Source organism: Streptomyces sulphureus DSM 40104 (assembly GCF_000381025.1).
GTDB classification, from domain to species: domain Bacteria; phylum Actinomycetota; class Actinomycetes; order Streptomycetales; family Streptomycetaceae; genus Streptomyces; species Streptomyces sulphureus.
On sequence record NZ_KB905813.1, the window covers coordinates 159,763 to 179,949 of the forward strand.

General features: G+C 67.8%; 12 protein-coding genes. 6 read left to right on the forward strand and 6 right to left on the reverse strand.

The window, feature by feature from the left end; translation table 11 throughout:
• Positions 1-136 precede the first annotated feature (136 nt).
• Positions 137-1,213, forward strand: coding sequence for a beta family protein (locus F603_RS0100665; protein WP_019544100.1), 1,077 nt, complete (start codon positions 137-139; stop codon positions 1,211-1,213).
• Here the strand turns inward: F603_RS0100665 and F603_RS0100670 are convergent.
• Positions 1,186-1,689: an ATP-binding protein gene (locus F603_RS0100670; protein ID WP_425426935.1), complete on the reverse strand. Its 504-nt coding sequence runs from the start codon at positions 1,687-1,689 to the stop codon at positions 1,186-1,188. The genes F603_RS0100665 and F603_RS0100670 overlap by 28 nt on opposite strands.
• A gap of 133 nt (positions 1,690-1,822) precedes the next feature.
• Here F603_RS0100670 and F603_RS31340 point away from each other — a divergent pair, with 133 nt between their 5' ends.
• A complete protein-coding gene (locus F603_RS31340) occupies positions 1,823-2,890 on the forward strand; it encodes a Scr1 family TA system antitoxin-like transcriptional regulator (protein ID WP_342665883.1) in 1,068 nt (355 codons plus the stop codon).
• Positions 2,887-3,090 carry a DUF397 domain-containing protein gene (locus tag F603_RS0100685; RefSeq protein ID WP_019544102.1) on the forward strand — a complete coding sequence of 68 codons (204 nt, stop codon included), beginning with the start codon at positions 2,887-2,889 and terminating at the stop codon, positions 3,088-3,090. The genes F603_RS31340 and F603_RS0100685 overlap by 4 nt, the downstream gene beginning before the upstream one ends.
• A gap of 63 nt (positions 3,091-3,153) precedes the next feature.
• Here the strand turns inward: F603_RS0100685 and F603_RS0100690 are convergent, their stop codons facing one another.
• The 5 genes from F603_RS0100690 to F603_RS0100710 form a co-directional block, all read right to left on the reverse strand.
• On the reverse strand, positions 3,154-3,807 hold the full coding sequence (locus tag F603_RS0100690; RefSeq protein WP_019544103.1) for a hypothetical protein: 654 nt from the start codon (positions 3,805-3,807) through the stop codon (positions 3,154-3,156).
• A complete protein-coding gene (locus F603_RS0100695; RefSeq protein ID WP_245600652.1) occupies positions 3,804-4,964 on the reverse strand; it encodes an AAA family ATPase in 1,161 nt (386 codons plus the stop codon). Before F603_RS0100695 ends, F603_RS0100690 begins: the two co-directional genes overlap by 4 nt.
• Positions 4,965-5,039: 75 nt before the next feature.
• Positions 5,040-10,301 (reverse strand): DNA methyltransferase family protein, encoded by a 5,262-nt coding sequence (locus F603_RS0100700; protein WP_019544105.1) that lies wholly within the window; start codon positions 10,299-10,301, stop codon positions 5,040-5,042.
• 25 nt (positions 10,302-10,326) lie between these two features.
• On the reverse strand, positions 10,327-13,194 hold the full coding sequence (locus tag F603_RS0100705; RefSeq protein WP_019544106.1) for a DEAD/DEAH box helicase: 2,868 nt from the start codon (positions 13,192-13,194) through the stop codon (positions 10,327-10,329).
• 148 nt (positions 13,195-13,342) lie between these two features.
• Positions 13,343-14,533 (reverse strand): serine/threonine-protein kinase, encoded by a 1,191-nt coding sequence (locus tag F603_RS0100710; RefSeq protein ID WP_026328032.1) that lies wholly within the window; start codon positions 14,531-14,533, stop codon positions 13,343-13,345.
• Between the two features lie 474 nt (positions 14,534-15,007).
• Between F603_RS0100710 and F603_RS0100715 the strand changes: the two genes are divergently transcribed.
• The 3 genes from F603_RS0100715 to F603_RS33715 all read left to right on the forward strand — a co-directional run bounded on the left by F603_RS0100715 (position 15,008) and on the right by F603_RS33715 (position 20,110).
• Positions 15,008-16,417 carry a hypothetical protein gene (locus F603_RS0100715; protein WP_245600653.1) on the forward strand — a complete coding sequence of 470 codons (1,410 nt, stop codon included), beginning with the start codon at positions 15,008-15,010 and terminating at the stop codon, positions 16,415-16,417.
• Entirely contained in the window at positions 16,414-19,071 is a 2,658-nt protein-coding gene (locus F603_RS0100720; protein ID WP_019544108.1) for a phospholipase D-like domain-containing protein, read from the forward strand. Before F603_RS0100715 ends, F603_RS0100720 begins: the two co-directional genes overlap by 4 nt.
• A gap of 565 nt (positions 19,072-19,636) precedes the next feature.
• Positions 19,637-20,110, forward strand: a complete 474-nt coding sequence (locus F603_RS33715) for an ATP-binding protein (RefSeq protein ID WP_245600654.1) — start codon at positions 19,637-19,639, stop codon at positions 20,108-20,110.
• Positions 20,111-20,187: the final 77 nt, after the last annotated feature.

Sequence of the window (20,187 nt, forward strand, 5' to 3'; positions counted from 1 at the left end):
GTGCCGGATACCGCCGCTGCGTCGGTCGTCCGCCGGTGGGCCGGCGGCCGTTGCCCGGCGCTCCAGCGGATGCGGGCGGAGGAACCGAGGGACGTGCCGACCCGGGTACGTCCGGTACCGGGGGAGGGGCCGTGCCATGCCGGAACCGCTGTATGTGCCCGTACTGCCGCTGAAGCCGCACGCGGCCCGTACGTTCGCCGGGCTGCCCCCGGCCGAGCGCCGGTACGCGGCACCGCTGTGGACGCTGCCCCCGCACGAGCAGAGGCCGTTGCAGCGCGTGCCCGAATCAGCGCTCCGCGACGTCGCCCGCTCCCGGCGCTTCACCCCGGGAGCCTGGCTGGACGTCCCCTACCTTGGGGACTGCACGGAGGCCGTCACCAGCAGGCTGCACGAGCTGTGGACGGTCGGCTCCCTGACACCCGTCACCGCGCCAGACCGTCCCCTGAGGCTGCACGACCTCGCGGTGACGAGCGCCGTCTCACCGTGCGGCGGGGAGCGCCTCGGCATCCGCGTCGCGCTGCCCGGCCGTTGGGACGAGACGCGGGCACGGGAGGTCGGCACCCTGCTCGCCGCCCTCGCGCGCTCCACCGCCGCCGGTGACCTTCCCGTGGCGGTGGATCTGCTGCTGGACCTCGACACGGTGCTGGACGACCGACCGGACGCGGGCAAGCAGGCCCTGCTCGCGCTGGACGCGCTCGTCCCCCTCGCACCGTGGCGGCACATAGCCGTCCTCTCCGGCGCCTCGCCCAAACAGGCCCTCCGTGAACTGCCCCTGGACGCGTACGACTACGCGCCCCGACACGACTGGGCCCTGTGGCACGAGATACGCGATGCCGCCCGCGAGTACGGCCCGCGTGTGCGCTACGGCGACTACGGAGCCCTCCCGGCCGAAGACCTGCGACTGGTGCAGAAGGAAAACGACCGCAACCGTGGCGGGCCGACGTGGGGTGCGATCCGCTACACGACAGAGACCGACTTCCGCTTCGCCAAGTTCCGCTCGTGCGGCGAGGGCCGCCACGATTCCATCCGTGCCGCCGCCCGCCGCCTTCTCGCTGACGCCGACTACCGGGGGAGGGACGACGGCTGGAGTGACGAGTGGCTGACGGACTGCGCGCACGGCGCCGGGAGCATCGGAGTCGGCAACGCGACGACGTGGAACCAGGTCAGCAACCATCAGCACTTCACTCACGTCATCCGCGCCCTGCGACGCTGAGCGACGCGGAACTCGGCCCACACCGTCTTCACGATCGCGTCGCGCTGCCTCACGCCCCAGCGGTCGGCGAGGGCGTCGAGGAGAAGCAGCCCGTAGCCGGACTCGGCGGGCGGGTCGGTGCCGTCCTGCTCGGGGCGGGTCTGCTGCGGCAGCGGCCGGTCCGCGCAGGCGTCGCTCACCTCGACCCGGAGGGTGTCGGCTCCGGCTCCGGCCTCCCAGGTGAGCCGCAGCCGGAAGTCCCGGCCGATGTTGCCGCAGTGCCGCACGACGTTCGAGGCCAGCTCGGCGACGAGCAGCGCGGCCGTCTCCGAGGCGTCGCTGCCGTACGGAATCCCCCAGTCGTCCAACTGCTGCACGGCCAGTCGCCGGGCCAGTCGCGCACCCCGGCGGGTGGAGGAGAGCTGGAGGGAGAACTCCGGCAACTCGGAGCCGTGTTGAGTGGTGGCGGGCTGAGCAGCCTCAATTTCTGTATTCACAGGGTGATGATCCCGTCACCCAACTATCGTTCCCCAGGTCGGCCTATGGTGCGCGAACAGTTGGTACGGGCGAATGCCACCGCTGTACGGGCCGCGACCGTAACCGCACGGAGCGAGCGATGAGGTGGGCGCGATGACCAAGCGCCGAGAACTTGAACAGCAGCCTGGGACCGCCGGTCGGCGCAACGACAACAGGCCGGGCGTATGGGTGGCCTACGGGAAGCTGCTGAAGCTTCTGCGGAAGAAGGCCGGAGTGACCCAGGAACAGCTCGCGGAGGCTGTGGGCTACTCCCTGGAGCAGACCGCCTCCATCGAGCAGGGCCGCCGCCCCGCGAAAGCCGCCTTCACCGAGGCCGCCGAACGCTACCTCGACGCGGGCGGCGTCCTGGAGGCGGTGCAGGAAGAGGTCGATTTCGCGAAGCTCCCGGCGTTCTTCCGCGACTTCGCCGTCCTGGAGCTCGACGCCGTCAGTCACAACTCCTACGAGCCGCTGCTGGTGCCGGGGCTGCTGCAGACGGAGGCGTACGCGCGGGCGTTGTTCGAAGGCCATTGCCCCAAGATGTCGGAGAGCTTGATCGAGCAGAATGTCGACGCTCGACTGGGCAGGCAGAAGCTGCTCACCAAAACACCCAACGTTGAGTTCTCCTTCGTCGTTGGGGAGTCAGCGTTGCGCAACCCGATCGGTGGCGGCGAGGTGATGCGGGAGCAGATGCGTCACTTGCTGAAGCTGCGGGCGACGGGGAACGTGGAAGTGCAGGTCGCTCCGAGCCTTGCGGGCTACCACACGGGGCTCGGGGGTCCGTTCGTATTGCTGGAGACGGCCGAGCAGCATCGTCGCTTCGCTTACATCGAGTCACAGGACCTGGGCAACGTCGTCAGCGACCCAACATGGGTAAGCACGCTTGACCTGCGCTATGCAAGCTGCGTTCGAAAGCGCTGCACATCGACGAATCGGCAGCGTTCATCGAGCGGTTGTTGGAGGAACACGATGACCACTGAGCAGCAGACCAACGTCGAGCTTCCGCTGGCGTGGTTCAAGAGCAGCTACAGCGGATCGGGGGGCGGCAACTGCGTTGAGGTGGCTCGTGCAGCCGTGGGTGTATGTGTTCGTGACTCCAAGGTGGTGGAGGGGCCGCAGCTTGCGATCTCCAGCTCCGGTTGGACCGGGTTCATCGAGCAGTTGACGAGGGAGATTCGATGATTACTCGCGAGCAGACCACCGCCGACCTGTCGCTGGCGTGGTTCAAGAGCACCTACAGCGGGGACGGCGGCGGCAACTGCGTTGAGGTGGCTCAGACGAACGCCGCCGTGCACGTCAGGGACTCCAAGGCGGAGAACGGTCCTCGGCTCGCCGTGGCCCGCTCCGAGTGGGCCACGTTCGTCGCGTCGCTGGCACGCTGAACTCTGTCAGTTCGGGGTCCCCCGCTGCCGGTGAGCGAGCGGCAGGGGACCCTCGAACACTGGTCAACGCCAGGTCTGCAACTCGTCCACGAAATCAGTGAAGGAGCGGTTCGAACCGCTCAGGCTGCCGGTGACGTACCCATGCTTGACCGCCTTCTCCATGATTTCCGGCGCATCGGTCTCGCTGTACTTCTGGCCGCCCAGGACGCGTTCGAGATACTTCTTCGGGTCCTTCTCCAGGCCGCAGTCCCGCCTGTGGTCCTTCTCCGGTATCACCCACTTCGCCCTGAACTTGGTGAATGCTTTCGGGAAGAGGAGAAGCCACGCTTCCATCTCCACGGCGGCCAGAGCCAGAGCTGACTGGCAGGTGAAGGCTCTCCTCAGCTCCGCTGCGATGGTTTCGCGGTCCTTCGTGTACTTGTCGTCGGTGACGCGATCGAGGTCCACGTGCAGGGCGACACCGACCAGGGCGGCGTTCTTCAACTTCGCCTGGCTCTGCGCGAGGCGCCGTAATTCGTAGACGCGGGGCGTGAGCTGAGTGGTCGCCTGCGACAGCTTGATGGGCTTCTTGATCTCTACGAAGTCAGGGCAACGGCCGGGATGCAGGGCGGGGATCAGGTGCCGTAACACCTGCCTGTCGTAGCGGCTTTCCCCGGCGAGCGCGATCACCTTCTTGCCTGCCTTGCCGCTCTTCGCGTGCGGGGGTCGAGGCGTCACAAGTCCCCTCCCAGGCTTCCCGAGAACCAGAGATCGCCAGGGGGCAGCCCCTCCGAGGCCTCGATGATCTCGTGAATCGTCTCGGTGTCGATCGCGGGCACGCGGGAGCTACCGTCCTCGCTTCGTTCGCAGATCACGATCTCCTCCGGAGTCATCTGGTTGACGAAAACCGGGGAGTGCGTCGTGACGAGGAACTGCGTGCGGTCGCTCGCTTCGCGGATGCGGTGAGCGAGGAGCTCCAGTCCGTGCGGGTGGATGCCGTGGTCGATCTCCTCGATGCACGTCAGCGCGGGCGGGTGAGGATCGTGGAAGAGCGCCAGCAGGCTGAGCAACCGCACTGTTCCGAACGAGGCATCCTTGAGCGAGGTGAGCCCGCGCAGGCCGCGTTCCTTGAGGGAGATCTTCACCCTGTCCACGGAGGAGGGCCGGACCACGATGTCCTCGATCTGAGGAATGATGGTCCGCACGTCCTTCAGCAGGGACTCCCAAGCATCCTCGTCGCGCTGCAGTTCGTTGAGGAAATCGGCGAGGTTCGCGGCGTCGTCGTCGAGCCGGACCCCGAGAAAGCCGATGGGGGAGTCACGGCGTGCTGCCCGCACATCCACGTCGAAGGTGCGGACGGACGAGAGGGAGTCCACGAAGTCGCGGACAGCCTTCTTGCTGGGGCAGTCGGGGAGGCCGGGCAGCCGGGAGTGCAGCCCCGTCTCGTACCTGCCGACGCGCAGCGGTTCTACGGGGCGCTCTCCTGGTCCGGAGAAGTGCAACCCCTCCTGAGAGAGCTGCACTGTTGACGGTTCCTCCGCCTCGGCGCGCTGCTCGAAGAACTCCCGACGGGACAGACCGTACTCGCCGTCCGCCGTGAGGCGGTTGAGCAGCGTCAGCGAGTACTGATCAGGCGTCGACGGAGAGGCATGGTCGGTCCAGACGCCCTCAATGCCTACGCGGAGCGTCGCCCGCCGACGCCTCCCCCCACGGAAGGCCAACTCCTCGAACCCGCCACTATCACTGACGGCCCGCTCGACGCCGTCCCGGCTCACCGTGGCGAGGAAGTCGAACATGTGCAGCACGTTCGACTTGCCCACGGCGTTGGGGCCGACCAGAACATTCAGCGGCCCGAGCGGAAGACTTATACGCGTCAACGTACGGAAGTTCTCCACGCTGAGCTTTAAGAAACGACAGGTCAATGGGCTGGCCAATCGATGAGGCGGTGGACAGTGACGTGCGGTGGTGCGTTACGCGGACGCGGCGTCCGCCGCGTTCGCTGGGTCGGGCGGCGACCAACGGCCGGCGGCGATCTCCGCATCCAGCCGCGCTTGGAAATGCGCATGCGCCCCCCGCATCTCGGCCTCCCGGTCCGCCTTGTAGAACGGCGCCTCATATCCCTCAGGCGGCGGCGTGGTGGCCGGAGCTTCGAGGTGAGCGAGCAGCGCCGGGTACGTTTCCTTGGTTTGCCCGAAGCCGTAGGTGTTGTGATTGCGCGCGATCTTGCGCCCGTTGGCGTCGAAGTACATCTCCGCCTCGTAGTCGGAGAGCACGGGGTAGCGGGACTTGTAGATCGCCACAAGCTGCTCAGCGGTGATTCCGAGCCACACAGACACGAGGGCATCCAACTCCACGAGCGCGGCCCGCCGCTCGTACTCGGTCCGGAGGGGGGTGTCGTACTCCCATGTCGGTGCGAGATGTGCGGCGAGCGGCTTCAGATTCGGCCATCCGTCATACGCCCAGTCCTCGTACCCGGGCCAGGTTGCGTTGTACAGCTCTTCCCAAAGGGGGGCGTAGGCGTTGGTGAGGGCATTGAGGCGAAGTGTGCGGAGAAGTAGGGGAGAAGCGAGGCTGTGCCCCTCGGAGGGACTGGGCATGCTTTTCGCATCAGACGACAGTAGATTCGCCCTACCGGTAATGCGCAGGAAATAATCGAGTGGGAGCGAGGACCAGAAACCGACATTGAGAGTTGTCTGCAAGTTATTACTCAGCACCAGAGAAACGACAGAGTCCATGTGTGCTGGGCCAGGGGGAACGAGCGTGGCGAATAGGCTTCGTTCCGTATCGAAAGCAATCATCCTGCGCCAGGCCATGCGAAAATACTCGGTGTGGGAGTGATCGTTCCATACATCTTGGAATGCCAAGTATTTTTCCCAGCTGGAGGCGCGTACATAATTTGTGCCGGGGATGGCGTCCGCGGGGAGATTCACCAGGTCGAATGTGGACCAGTCTCGGTTGGTCCGGCAGGGATTATTTGGCTGCTTACTGAAGGCCGAAGAAACGCCAAGGTGTGGACCTTGAAGAATTACCTCTTTGATGTCTTTCGGGGAAGAGGTTTGCCACTTGTAGATGCCCGCATTTTTGGTTGCCTGATTTTCGAACATTCCCACAGTGATGTGCGGTTTAAGTGAGCCCAGTCGCTGGTGTGCGCCTGATAGGGACTCGATGGCCGCCTCTTCCTCGGCGGTGACCGGATATAGAAGCGGCGCTTGTTGGTCAGGGGTGTCGGATTCTCCGGTGAGGTGGTTCCATGCTGTGAGGCGCTGACTGTTTACGACAGTGATGCGGGACCTATGAGGTCGAAGATCCCAGCTGCCATGATGTTTGATTCCCGGAGGTGGCCCTCCTCCGTCGTGGTACATCGAGTCGATCAAGATAGTTGGGTCGAACAGCCAGCTGATATGCGTGAAAGAGACCTCGGATGGGCATCCGTAGATGCTGAGGCTGAACTCAGTGTTTACATGCACATCAGGAAAAATTCTGGTCCGGTTGTGGAAATGCGCATGGGTCCGAAGATGTCTATATGCCGCTTCGCGCAGTGGTCCTTCTTTTCTTCCGGCGAAGTGGGTATTGGGATGGATTAGTCCTGTGTTGCCATTGTGCTGTGAGTGCAACCATGTTTGACACATGAAGGCTCGATAGAGATCCGGACGAGTGCCGCTGATCAATGGATAGGTGCTTCCAGAACCCAAGAAAGACGCCTTACCGGCAACGCCTGCAGCCTCAGACAGATAGAAGTCACTACTCGGCGGTTCTCCCAGCGCCTCTTCCTTGCGAAACCGCCACTCTGTGATACTCGGTTTGCTCTCCAGGGCAAACCACGGCTCCAACTCAGCCAGGACCATATCCTCCTGCCAATCCGGCCGCACCCAAGGCGGATTCCCCACCTGCAAGTCGTACCCACCCCGGGCGAAGACCTGGCCGTACTCCAGCTCCCAGTGGAAGAAGCCCTGCCGGTCGGCGACGTCTCGCACAACGGACATCCAGGGATACCGCGCCTCCAGCCAGTGTGCGGGGTCCATGCCCATCAGGTCGGGCAACTGGTCTTCGTAGGGCGTCAGTTCTTCCAGGGTTTCGAACTCGGAGACCAGGGAATCCTCCGGCACGTCCTGCGTGCCCAGCAGGGACTCGGCGAAGTCCAGCCAGGAGTCTAGGTTCGCCAACGACGTCACCGTGCGGCGTTCGCGGATGGCCTCCTTGCGGCGGCCTGTCCGCTTCCGTTCCAGGGACTCGCGCGTCAGCGCCATCTGCTGTGGCTGGGCACCCAGATCGAGGCCGGGGAGGGCGTCCGACTCCCACATCATGAGGACGCCGTCCGGGGCCGCAGCGTCCTCGCCGTCCTCACCATCCGCCTCGTCCGAGTCCGCACCAGAATCGGTGGCAGCCTCCAGGATGCCGCTCACCAGCACAGCCGCCGACTGCTCGGCGGCTTCGCCGCTCGCCGCCCCGCGCGTGTACCGCTCGTCCTTCCCGTTCAGCAGCCCGGCCTCCTGCACCGGCCAGAACCACAGCGCGCACCAGGCGTCCATCAGGGTCTTCAGCCGCCAGTACGGGGTGTCAACCGCCTCAAGGTCGGCCACCACCTCGTCCCGCTGGACGGCCTCCTGTGGGCGGCGCAGCCAGCCGTCCTCCGCGCCCCACACATCGATCCGGCGCGAGATGTCGCGCTCCGAGATCTCCAGGCGGCGCACCACCAGCCCCCACAGGTACTCGGCCCGTCGGGCCAGGCCCTGCAAACGGGCGGTCTGCTTCGCACTCGGCGATTTGGTGATGGCCCGGCGCCAAGCCGCCAGCGCTTTCGCCTGTTCCGGGGCGAGGGACTTGGCCTCCTTCTCGGCGGCGACGGCGCCCCACTCCTTCGCCGGGAGCAGGAAGTGGTGGACGGCGCCGGTCGGGAGCGTCTCGCCGGCCTGCGCGTCGGCGAGCGGGAAGCGCTCCGGCGTGGTGCCGAGCCAGCCGCCCTTCTTGAGACGTTCCGGTGCGTACACCTCGCGCCGGCCGCCGATCAGGGAGTTGCCGCGCCGCAGGTGGAGGCCGAACCAGGGGGCTTCCATGCCGGGGTGCATGGTGTTGAGCCAGAGGGAGACCTCGGCGAGCTCGACCGCCGTGGAGTTCAGATCGACGCCGTAGCAGTTGTGCAGGGCGATGTACGCCTTCACCTTTTGCAGCTCGATCTGGTACTGCTCCGTGTCGATCGTGGTGCGCAGCTCCTTCTGGCGCCTGCGCAGGTACTCGGCCGCCACCTGGTTGATGGCTTCGTTGAGGAACGCGCCGGAGCCCAGGGCGGGCTCGCAGATCTGCCACTCCAGCAGCTCGCGCCCCGGGGTCGTCTCGCCGTCCTGGTCGAGCCGGTGCTGCAGGGCGAGCTGCACCGTGACCTTCGTCAAGGATTCGGGTGTGTAGTACGACGCTGAGGTCTGCCGGTCGCGTCCGGAGAGGCGGTAGACGAAGGAGCCGGGGGCGTGCCGGACCCGGGGCTCCTCGCCGGTGTCCCGGTCGTAGCCGCGTACGAAGACCTCGTCGGGGTACTCGTCGGCCTTGGAGGCGGGCACCAGCCAGGAGCCGTCCTTGGCGTCGCCGTTCTTGGCGACCTCGTACAGCTCCTCGTTGGCGACGAATCCCGAGTACGACATCAGGCCCTCGTACACGGCGCCGAGCTGGTTGATGCCGAGCTGGGCGTAGGAGATGAAGCCGCCGCGCCGCCCCTTCTTGCCTTCGGTGAGCATGAGGTTGCGCAGGACCTGGTACAGCGTCGCGTTGCGCAGGCGCGTGTCGAGGTAGCGCGCCTCCTCCGGGCCTCCGGTACCCCGGCCCGCGTCCGCGTCGGCGTCGTAGCGGGGGTCGGGGACGGCGTGCTTGCCGATCAGCTGGATGGAAGCTGCCTCGAAGAGCTTGGAGTGCAGCGGTTCGAAGCGCAGCCCCACATCCTCCGAGGTCTCGCTTCCGGCGTCGTCGGCGTCCCCGGTCTCGGGGACGCCATGTGTGCGGCGCGGCCGGTAGCCGTCCTGCACCTTGCGGAAGAGCAGGTCCAGGGACTCGTACAGGTACGTGCCCCGCCGCGACTCCTCGTCGACCAGTTCGCGGTCGGCGACCAGTTCGCCCAGGCGGCCCAGTCCGTAGCCCTGCTCGTACTCGGGGTAGTCCGAGGGGAGGATGCCCAGCTCGGGACGGGCCTCGGCGTACAGGAGGAAGAGGATGCGGTAGAGGTAGCGCAGCGACTCGCGGGTGAGCTGGCGGCCCAGTTCCGGGAGTTCCTTGACCTGTGCGGGGCGTACGCCCTGCTCGGCGATCCGGGCCAGTATCTCGTTGGCGATCAGCTCGACGCTCTGCCGCAGGCCGTCGCGCAGTTCGGAGGAGACGCCCACGGCGTGCTTGGCGGAGTTGCCGACGAGTTCGGCGAGCGGTACCTCGCCGCCCTCCTCCGGCGTGCGCAGCGAGTCGGCGCCGAAGAGCGCGGCGACGGTGTCGAGTTCGCCGCCGGTCTTGGTGTCGTTGCGCTCCAGTGCTGCGTCCAGCGAGACGGCAAGGTAGCGGCCTTCGCCCCACGCGGCGCGGTCGGCCAGCACGACGACCCCGCCGGTGAGCAGCAGCACGTAGCGGGGCGGCTCCTCGGCGGCGAACAGGAACGAGGCGAGCTTGGCGCCGGTGGCGACCGTACGCTGACCGTCGAGCACCACCGGGTCCAGCAGACGGCCGGGGCCGTCCCCGTCCAGGGCGTCGTCGGGCTCGGCGGCCCAGCCGCAGTCCAGCGCGACCAGGTCCTTCTCGCGGTGCGCGACCGTGACCTCGTGGGCCGCGTCGGCGCGCTGCACCGTCAGCGTGTCGGGTTTCGCGTCGAAGCCCAGCGCGCGCAGCACGTCCGCGTTGAGGGCGCGGATGCGCTCGCGCCACTCGGGGGAGGCGTAGGTGTCCGTATCGTCGCCGCCCGCCGCGACGCTGCCGCTGTCGTCCTGGCCCTGCCGGGCGGCGAAGAACGAGCGGGCCCGGAAGTAGGGGCGGCGCAGTTCGCGCAGTCCGGCGCGGGGGGTGACGGGCAGGGCGTCGGGTGCGCGAGAGGGGGCGGCGCTGTCGGCCGCGCCCTCGGCGGTGGCTGCCTCACGGGCCCGCTTCGCCTCCTCCTCACGCTTCTTCCAGGTGCTGAGCAGCCCGGACTTCAGGTCCTTCGGCAGCACCTCGGACAGATAGTGCGGGGAGAAGTAGTCACCGCGGTTGACCAACGCGTCGAACGTCATGGCCTGGCTCTTCCAGCTCTCGGTCTCAGTCGGCGGACGGGGCGGCGGTGGGGTCGGGCGCGAGGACGGCGAGGAGTCGCAGCATCGGACGGCCGGTCGTCAGCAGCGAGTCGGCCAGGTCTGCCAGCTCCCGCTTGGTGCGCTCACCGGCCAGGGTGGGCTGCTCCCACGCGCCCAGCCGCGCCTTGTACCGCTCGATGGGCTCGCGCAGCGGCTCGTCCCACTCTGCGCGGTGCTTCTCCAGATACGCCTCGGCGGCTTTCAGGACGTCGGGCAGCGGCTCGGCGAGGCGGGCGGCGTTGTGCGGGCTGAGCGGGTTGGCCATCTCAGGACCGACTCCGGCCTCGTGGAGCACCTTCACCATGTCGGCGTCCACCGAGCCGTCGGCGGTCACCGCCATCCACTGGACGACCGTGGGCTTGCCCTGCGCGTTGGAGTAGATCCCCTGGACCAGATAGCGGGCAGGCCGGACGTGCGCCGTGATGATGGGCGCGGTCTGCCGGTCGATGCGGACGAGCACCTTGTCCGTCAGCCACTCGACCATCGGATGCAGGTCCGTGAGGAGCGAGATCTCCGGCCAGTTCGAGGTGGAGGACTGGCGTGCGAGCCGCAGCGAGTGCTCGGCCAGCCGCCGGTTGAGGGTGACGAGCAGCCGCTTGTGGAGCTGCTGCTCGCGCACATAGTCCGGAGGCAGCGCCTTGAGCCGCCGGATGAGGTCGCGGGGCGGCACGAAGGAGATCAGCCCGGACTTCTCGTCCATCGACAGGTCGAGCCGGTCGCGCGCGTCGGGGAAGACCTCGTTGAGGGCTTCGTCGATGTACTGCCGAGTGGAGGCAAACAGCCGCGGGACCTCGGCCGTGGGAGGGGTCGTGTGCTGGCCGCTGTCGTCGGCCGGCTCCTCACCGACCGTGCCGAAGAAGTCCCCCAGGAAGTCGTCCAGCCCGTCGTCCGTGCCGCTCGTGCCACCGGAATGCGGCGCGTCGAGCGACTCGTCCACGGTGCGGCCCCGCAGCAGGTCCTGGACGAGGGACTTCTCCTCGGCCTCGGCCCGGTACAGCCCGCTGACCGCCTCCGCCGTGCCCAGCGCGCGGTGCGCTTCGTCCTCCCGCTCCAGCAGCCGCTCGGCGACGAGGGTGTCGTCCTTGGCGCCGTCCACCGTGCTGGTCAGGATCAGGGCGCGGAACTGCGGCGACCTCTCCTGCCCGTAGCGGTCGATACGGCCGTTGCGCTGCTCGATCCGGATCAGCGACCAGGGAACGTCGTAGTGGATGAGCTGGTGGCACTGGCGGTGCAGGTTGACGCCCTCGGAGGCCAGGTCGCCGGTGAACAGGATGCGGACCGGGGTGTCGGCCAGGCCGAAGTCCTCGACGCACTGCATCTGCTGCTCGTCGGAGAGGCCACCGTGCATGATCCGTGCGGCGGCCCGCTGCGCCGCCTGCCCCTTGAACCCGAGGGCGGCCGGGACCGCGTCGCGGAGCCATTCGAGGGTCTGCACGCGCTCGGAGAAGACCACGACCCGGGTGTCGGAGCCCGGTCCTACGCCGATCTCCTTGAGCTGCTCGACGAGCGCTCGGAACTTCGCGGAGTCCTTCTCCGTCACCTTCGCGGCCAGAGCGCTCAACCGCTCCAGGGCTTCCAGTTCGGCCCGGTCGCCCTCGGGCGTGTTCCTCTTCTCCAGCGTCTTGGTGCGGGTGGCGACCGTCGCCTTGAGTGCCTTGTGGGAGGAGAGGAAGGACTTCAGCAGTGTGTAGGGGAAGAGCGCCACATCGGTGACCGACTTCCGACCGTCCGCCGGCAGCCACGTCTGCGTCAGCTCCTCGAAGATCTGCTCCTCACCCGGGGACGCCGCACAGTGGATGGCCTGGGAGGGGCCGCGGTCGGCCCACTGGCCGCGCATCGCGTCCCGGACCTCCGGGCTCACCTTCGTCCGCCGGATGAACAGATGCTCGATGTCCTCGGCCCGGTAGCGCTCGGGGTCGCGGATGGCGGCGGGGTCGAGGAGTGAGATCAGCTCGGCGAACGAACGGGCGTCGCCGTTGTGCGGGGTGGCGGAGGCCAGCAGCAGCGCGTCGGTCCTGGGGGCCAGCGTCTTGGCGAGCTGGTTGCGCAGCGACCCCTTGTTGATGAGGTTGTGCGACTCGTCGATGACCACCGCGTCCCACCGGATGTGTTCCAGGTGGTGCTTGTACTGGTCGGTGTTCTTGAGGGTGTCGATCGAGATGATGACGCGCTTGAAGTAGGTGAACGGGTTCCGGCCCGCCGGGATCTCCCGCTGAATGCGCTCGATACCCACCGAGTCGAGCCGCACGAGAGGGATGGCGAACCGCGTCCACAGCTCGTGCTGGAACTGCTCCAGCACATGCTGCGGCGTGGCGACGAGGATGCGCTCGCCCCGCCCGCGCCGGATCAACTCCGCCAGCGTGAGACCGATTTCGAGGGTCTTGCCGAGTCCCACGACATCGGCGATCAGCATGCGGGGCTGGAGGTTGCGTCCGGAGAGCGCGAGCTGCGCCGGACGCTGCTGGTAGGGCAGTGCGTCCAGCAGGAACGAGTCCGTGAGCGCCAGCCCTCGCTCGGACTGCGGCAGCGCCGTCTTGCGGATGACGGACTCCAGGAAGAGCCGGGAGCGCCGGAAATTCGGGGAATCGTCCTGCACCAGCGTCGTCTTGCGCGGGTCCAGCAGCTCGGCCCGGTCCAGCGCGGTGAAGAACACCGCCTCCTGGTCCCGTACGAAGTCGGAGATGCCCACGGCGTCGATGCGGGTCCCGTCGTGCTTGGTGGGGAAGCTGTTGCGGACCAGCCAGACCTCGTCCCGTACGACGACCTGCGCACCCGGCGGGTACTGCGCGTCCTCGGAACTCTCGGCGAGGGCGCTGCTGCCGTCGACGGTCACCCGCTGCCTCCTGTGTTGACGTTCGACGTTCGTGTCCTGGATGTGTGTATCACCACCCTTGTCGGGGTGGTGACGCAGGTCAAGGGGAATGGGGACGATCAGTGACCGGCTCGTTACCGCTGTCGTGCCCGGCCTTGCCGCGGACGGGTCAGAAGGGGGCGCTCGCGGCGTACACCTGGCGCAGTTGCTGGGCGGTCCGGCGGGCCTGTGCCGAGTGGCGCAACGGCCCGGAGGGGGGAGCATCGTGGCGCCGTGACGAGGGGGCAGAGGTGACCGGGGTCTGCACGCCGGGGGAGTCTGACTGGTGCCCGTCTGGCTCGGCGGGGGAGGGGTCCAGCAGCGTGGGCGTCTGCTCAGGCGAAGGAGCCGGGACGGTCGCAGCCTCGGGCTCGGGTGCCGGCTCGGTCCGGGCCTCCGCCTGTGGCGGGGCCGGGTGAGGGGGATGCGTGTGGGCCGCGGGAGACTGGACCGTGTGTGTGGTCAGCCTCCGCCGCGCCTGAGCGATCGTCATGCCCTGGCTCTCCACTACCGCCCGGCAGTGCCGCACCACGTCAGTCAGGGACGGTCGCTCCTGGGCCTCGTGCGCGAGCATGGCGGTGAGCAACGGCACCAGCTCATCCGGAGCGCCCTCCAGGTCCGGGGCCTTCGCGGGGTCCCCGACGAGATTGAACGTCGCCATCGGGGTGGCCGCCTGGTAAGGGGCGTGGCCGGTGGCGGCGAACAGCAGGACCGCGCCCAGCGCATACACATCGACGGCCCCCGTCAGCGGCTTGACGCCGTTCGCCTGCTCCGGCGACATGTACGCGGGCGTGCCGACCACCGTGTTCGGCGCCGTCAGAGAAGCGTTCGACTCGGCGAAGACGGCGAGGCCGAAGTCGATGATCTTCGGCCCGTTCGGCCCCAGCAGGATGTTCGCCGGCTTGAGATCACGGTGCACCAGACCCTGGCGGTGCACACCGGCCAGCGCCTCGGCGAGGGTCGCCCCCAGCGAAGCTGCGAGCAGGGACGGCAGCGTGCCGTGCGCGTGCACATGGCCCCGCAGGTCCGGCCCCTCCACGTACTCGGTGGCCAACCAGGGGTCGTCCGCCTCGGCGTCGGCATCCAGGAACGCGGCGATACGGGGACCCCAGATCGTCTTGAGGATCTCGACCTCTTGCGCGAACCGCAGCCGCGCCTCCGAATCCACCACGCTCGGCTTGATCACCTTCACCGCCGCGGGTTCCCCGCCGAGCGACTCTCCCAGGTAGACCTGGCCCATGCCACCTTGCCCGATCCGTCCCTGCAGCTCGAAGCCGCCGATGACGGCCGGGTCCTCCGGGGAGAGGGGAGCAGTCTGCACGGGGAACCTCGCTGGTCGGGTGATCGGGCTGGTGATGGGAAGTGCCACGTTAATGGATCTGCTGCCGTCGCGAGGGCGCTCTGGGAGGTCACACTGTCGCCGACAGATGGCGACCGCGTCCACGGTGCCGCAGGAGGGCCGGGCTGAGGCTGATCCCTGTGAGTGGACACCCTGATGATGGATCTGATGGTCAAGGGAGGGGTGTCCAGGTGGGTCGCAAGTCTCCGTATCCGAAGGAGTTCAGTCGACCGTACTGGCCTCTCGTCCGAAATCAGCACCTACCCTGAAGCGGGGGTGGGTAGTTTCTGCCGATGCAACGCTCCGGCAGCCGACAAGGGGTGGCTAGTGACAGCGGATGTCCGTGGGCCGGCATGGGCACTCGAGGGATTGGGCGTGCGGTCCGGGCGCTACCCCTTGGCGGTGGAGGGCCCGGTGATGCGGGCGGTGGACCGTTTGGTTCCTGGAGTGTCCACGGTGACCCGCTACATCCGTTATCACTCGCTGTATGCGGCGATCGCGGCGCACGCGGAACGGAACGCTTGGGACATCACCGCGTGCCGCCGGGCGGTCCGCCGCAGCGAGGTCCTGCTCGCGGCGCTCCAGCACCACGCGGAGACAGATCCGGCGTGGCTTGCCCACGGGGTCGATCGCGTGCGGCGTTTCTGCACAGAGGAGCTGGAACTCGCGCGAGCTGCCGACGAACAGCAGCCGAGCCAGTCGTACTCACCCCGCCGCTGGGGCTTTTGGGACCAGTACGGCGGACCCGGCACGGTGCTCGGCACCGTAGATGTCCGGGACGGAGTGCTCAGACCCGGCCGGCACCCGTGCCCTCCCGCGGTCAAGGAGCTCTTCGCCCCTCTGCTGTCTCTCGCGGCGCGGGACGTCGTGTCCTTCGCCGACCTGGAGACAGCGGGGCAGGCGGCTCTTGGCGTCCCGTGTCCGGCCGAGCGGGAATGGCTGACGGACGTGCTGACCGCAACTCGCGGTGGAGGAACCCACGCGCAGGGGGACTGGGAGACGTCGGACCGCACTCGGCGTGCGACCCTCCGTATCCTCGGCCGGGCGATCGATCTCCACGGCCATGAGGGCTACGGGTATCAGGAGACGCTGCGCTCCGCGGTGGCCTTCGGTGGCGAGGCGACAACGGATCCCGTTCTGACGGCGATTCCCGAGACGGCCGGTTGGCGGGGAGTGCTGCTGCGCCATTACTCCGTCGGCGCCTGGCGTCGGCTGTGGGCCGCACTGGTGGCTGGTGTCGGCTCCAAGGACGGCGAGGCAGACCGGTCGGCCGAGGAACTACGCGACTGGCTGGCGCAACAGGCCCCGGACGGGAATGTACGGCAGGTCTTGGACGGCCTGCCTCCGCTCAAAAACGCGGCAGGTCAGTTACTGTCTGCCGAAAGGCTTCTCCTGGAGCGGGGTGCCGATGCCCCGATGACCGATGTGCTGCTCCTGATGGTGGGTGCGCTGCGCTCCCGTGAGGGGCATCTGCCGGACGACGTACGGGCCGTCTTTCTGGGCCGTCAGCGGCGTCGGGCTGAGTTCCTCGACCCGACGTGGGTCGACGGCCTCATCGCCGGCTACGCCGACCGGCCGGTCAGCGACCTGGCCGCCCGGCTGGTGGACGACATGCTCGCCCAGTCCCGCAGAGTCGCCCTCGCGAAGCTGCGCATCGACCCCGCGACCGGCGGGCTGAAGATCTTCTCCCGTCTGCACTTTCGCAACGAGCGTTATTTCAAGACCGGTGACGAAGGAGACTCCGACATCGGCACCCGCATACCCCAACTCGGCTCCTTGGCGGCGCAGCTGGGGCTTTTCGCCGTCCGTGACAGCTGCCACACCGTCACCGCGGAGGGACGGCGCATCCTGGAGACGAATCCATGAGCGCGGCACACCACACCCGGTTCGCATCCCCCGTGACGCTGCTGAGGGAGTGGAGCGAACGCAGTGATCAGCAGGCACTGCACGAAGCGCTCTTCCTCGGTTTCACAGTCGATCTTCCCTTCCTGGAGAAGGTCGCCATACCCGTTGCCCGTGGCCTGGGTGCCCGCACCGCGGTGATCGGTGATGCGGCCCAAGGGCTGTACGACCCGGTCGATGTGCGCATGGCAGGCCGCAGTTATCTGCACGGCCTGGCCTCCTGCCAGCGCGCGTTCCACCCCAAGGTCGTCCTTCTGATCGGCGAACACGCCTGCCGGCTCGCAGTGGGTTCGGGGAACCCGACGCTGTCCGGCTGGGGTGCCAACGACGAACTCTGGACGGTGGTGGAAACCGAGGACGACGACTCCCACGCGCTGCTGGCCGACCTCGCCGACTGGCTGGACGCCCTGCCCTCCGTCGTGGAACTTGCCCCTTGGTCGGCGAGTCACCTGACGGAACTCGCCGCCCTTCTGACCGAACGGCATGTCAACGCCCCGGCCGGACCGGAATCAGGTGCCCGGCTTCTGCACAACCTCCAGAAGAGTCTGCTGGGCCAACTGCCGCTCGGTCCTGTCGACGAACTGCACGCGTATGCCCCGTTCGTCGACGAGGCCGGTCAGGCCCTCAGCGGGCTGCTCGGCCGTCTGACACCCCGCCGCACCGTCCTGGGGCTCCAGCCACGCTGGTCCAGCTACGACGCCGGAGCGATCAAGAGGGCGCTCGGCAGCTTCGACGCGCAGATCCGTTTTCTCGAGGAGACTCGGATGCGGCACGGCAAATTCGTCGAGTGGCAGGCCGACGGCCGCCGATACGCTCTCACCGGGAGCCCGAATCTGACCCGCGCCGCACTGTGCACCAGCACCCGGGACGGCGGCAACTGCGAGCTCGCCGTAATCGCCGCCGACACCGCGCCGCTGCTTCCCGAACAGGGGCGCATCACCTCACTCGCGAGCCTGACGGGCCGCACCATGCGACCTTTCGAGTCCACCGGTCACACGCTCGTCCTGCTGGGCGCGAAGACGGACAGCGAAGGTCTGCACGTCTCTCTGGCGCACCCCCAGCCCTTGCCCGTGGTGATCAGCACGTCTCCGGACGGTTCACCAGGTTCCTGGACGCAGACCGGAACCATTCCGGCGGGGGCGTCGGCCTGTTCCTTCCCGCTGCCCGAGGTTCCTGGCGCGGCGGTTCGCGCCACGTGTGCCCGTCCTGACGGCACCACCGCAGAATCCGCCGTCGTCTTCGTCTACAGCCCCGTGCACTGCGCACGACGCCACAGCGTCGACAGCGGTCCCCGGCTGAGAGACGACTACACAGTGCAGTCCCTGTTCGCCGACGAGCGTGCCGCACGCCGTTTCGAAACCGATCTGCTGCGCCTGCGCGAGTTCACCGCCGGAATGTCCGATTCCCGGGTGAGTTCGGCGGGAGACGCGACAGCGGGCTCGGTGACATCGAGCGGCGTCGACCGCTGGGACGCCTACCTCGCCGACTGCCGCCGGATGATCGGGGCGCCGCTGACGGATTTGGCCTTCGGCACCTCGCAGCTCGACCTGCCGCAGGCACCCTCATCGAGATGGATCGTGTCGGCGGTCACCCTTGGCGTGCGGGAGGAGGACGACGAAGAGCACGAGGACGAGACGGAGGAGGTGGACCTCTCCACCACGAGCGAGCCGTTCGTCCCGGACGTCGCGCCAGAGCAGCGTGCGCTTTGTCGCTCCTGGGCCCAGCGCTGGGTCGCGGCGCTCACAGACCCTGACGGTTCGTCCGCAGCACCGGTTCCGGTCCGGCTGCTCGTGGCCAACCTGTACGTTCAGCTCCTGGCCGCCGGAGTCTGGGATGAGCAGGACCAGAGCTGGCGCGATGGACTCAGCCGCCTCCTCGATGCACTCGGTTCCGAAGACCTGGCGGCCGAGACGGACGACGATGTACCGCCCGAGAGTCGACGACGGCTGGATGCGGTGGCGGCCGTGGTGATGACACTGCTCGGCCAGGACGCCACCTTCACCGGCGGGGGCGAGCACGACGTACTCGCGGCCCGCGCCTGGCACGGCGGCAAGGCGATGATCGCGCGTGCCGAACCCGCCGAGGCGGAGGACCTGATGATCCCGCCGGAGCAGGCGCTCGCCCGCGTCGCGCCCTGGAGCGAGGTGGAGAGACTCATCGCTCTGGCGCAGGAAGGCGACCCTTACGCGGAGGTGATCGAGGGGCTCACCGCGGCCGGCTGGTCGGTCGTGTGCGAGGACAGGCTCTGGGAGATCACGGGCACGTTCGGCAATCCGCTTCCGGTCGTGGCCAAGGCCGCCGAACGACTCGGGCGGCACCACGCCGACGGCGTGCTCGTACGAGCCCGCAGCAAGAACCGCTGGGCCTTCATGGCGTGGGCGGACCCCTACCTGGTCCTGCTCAATCCCCCGGCACGAGTCTGGCGTACCTACCAGGTACGACTCCCTGCCACACCGGAATCACGGTTCAGCGGCGGCGACCTTTCCGCGGTACCCGGTCGCGTCGGTTCCCCGATCCCGCTGCAGAAAGGTCCGCCCGAAGCCCTCAGAGAGATTCTCGCCGAAGCAGGCCTCGCCTACTCGGAGTTGGTCGGTCGCCTGTTCACACTCGACTCGTAACGGGGAAAGAAGGCGATCAATGCCGTGGCGCCACCGGCGATGAACCGTCGAGCGGCTGATCCCCCTCGATTGACCTCGTCTTACCGGTCACGCCGCTGCTCAAGGCAGGCAGGCGTGATGATGGTGGGAGCCTTTCTCGCAGGCAGGGAGCTGTCCGCTCCCAGTGCTTGGCAGCGAGTCAGTCCGTGCCCACACCACGGTGCGGCCGTCCGCGCACAGAGCAGCGCGTCGATGAGGTCCTCCCGATGCTTGCACCGACGAGATGACTCAACCTCTCAGCGAGAGTTATGACTGTTCAGGCGGGTGATGACGAGGGGGCGTCACCCGTTCGGTGGGACTGAGTCCCGCTCTTGTGCCGCTCGACGGTGTCGTCGTCGGGACCCGATTGGCGATTCGCCTGGAGGTACCCGATGCCGTCCCTGACCCTCGCTGTCTGTCTACTGATCTCATTCGTCGTACTCGGAAGCGCGCCGTTTGCGTATATGCCGGTGCGGACCTGTCTGGAGCCCGGGCCCGGTCGGCATCGGCGCCATGGCGGTCGCCACGCGGCCTGTTGGAGTGCACGGTGAGTTCCCTGGCCCGCGCGGGACGCGGCGTTGTGGTCTATCGCTGGACCAAGGGGACGCGGCTGCCTACCGCAGGAGCCCGTCTCGCGCTGGGCGAAGCACTCGCTGGCCTCGGCGTTGAAGAAGGGACGCGAGACGATGCGCAGCTTGCGCTGTCGAAACTGGTGGCGAACGCGGCCGAGCATGCCTGCGGTCCGTACGAGGTGCGGTTGCAGCGCATTCTGTCCGAGTGGGTCTGTGAGGTTGAGGATGGTGATCCTCGGCTGCCCCAGCTTCCTCGATTCCCGCCCGATCCTCTCTTTCCGCCAGAGGAGGAGCGCCGGGGCGGTGGGCTGGACTCGCTACTGAGCTTGTTGGAAGAGCGGGGCCGAGGGCTGCAGGTGGTGCACCAGCTGACTGGCGGTAACTGGGGATTCTGCCGGACGGGGGATACGAAGGTTGCCTGGTTCCTGGTCGGCGCTGTTGCTCCTTGAACCTGCCAGGTGCGGTATGCAGCGCTGTCGCGCACCGGGGGTAGGGGCAGTCGTCACGATCCACCGCCGTGTGCTGT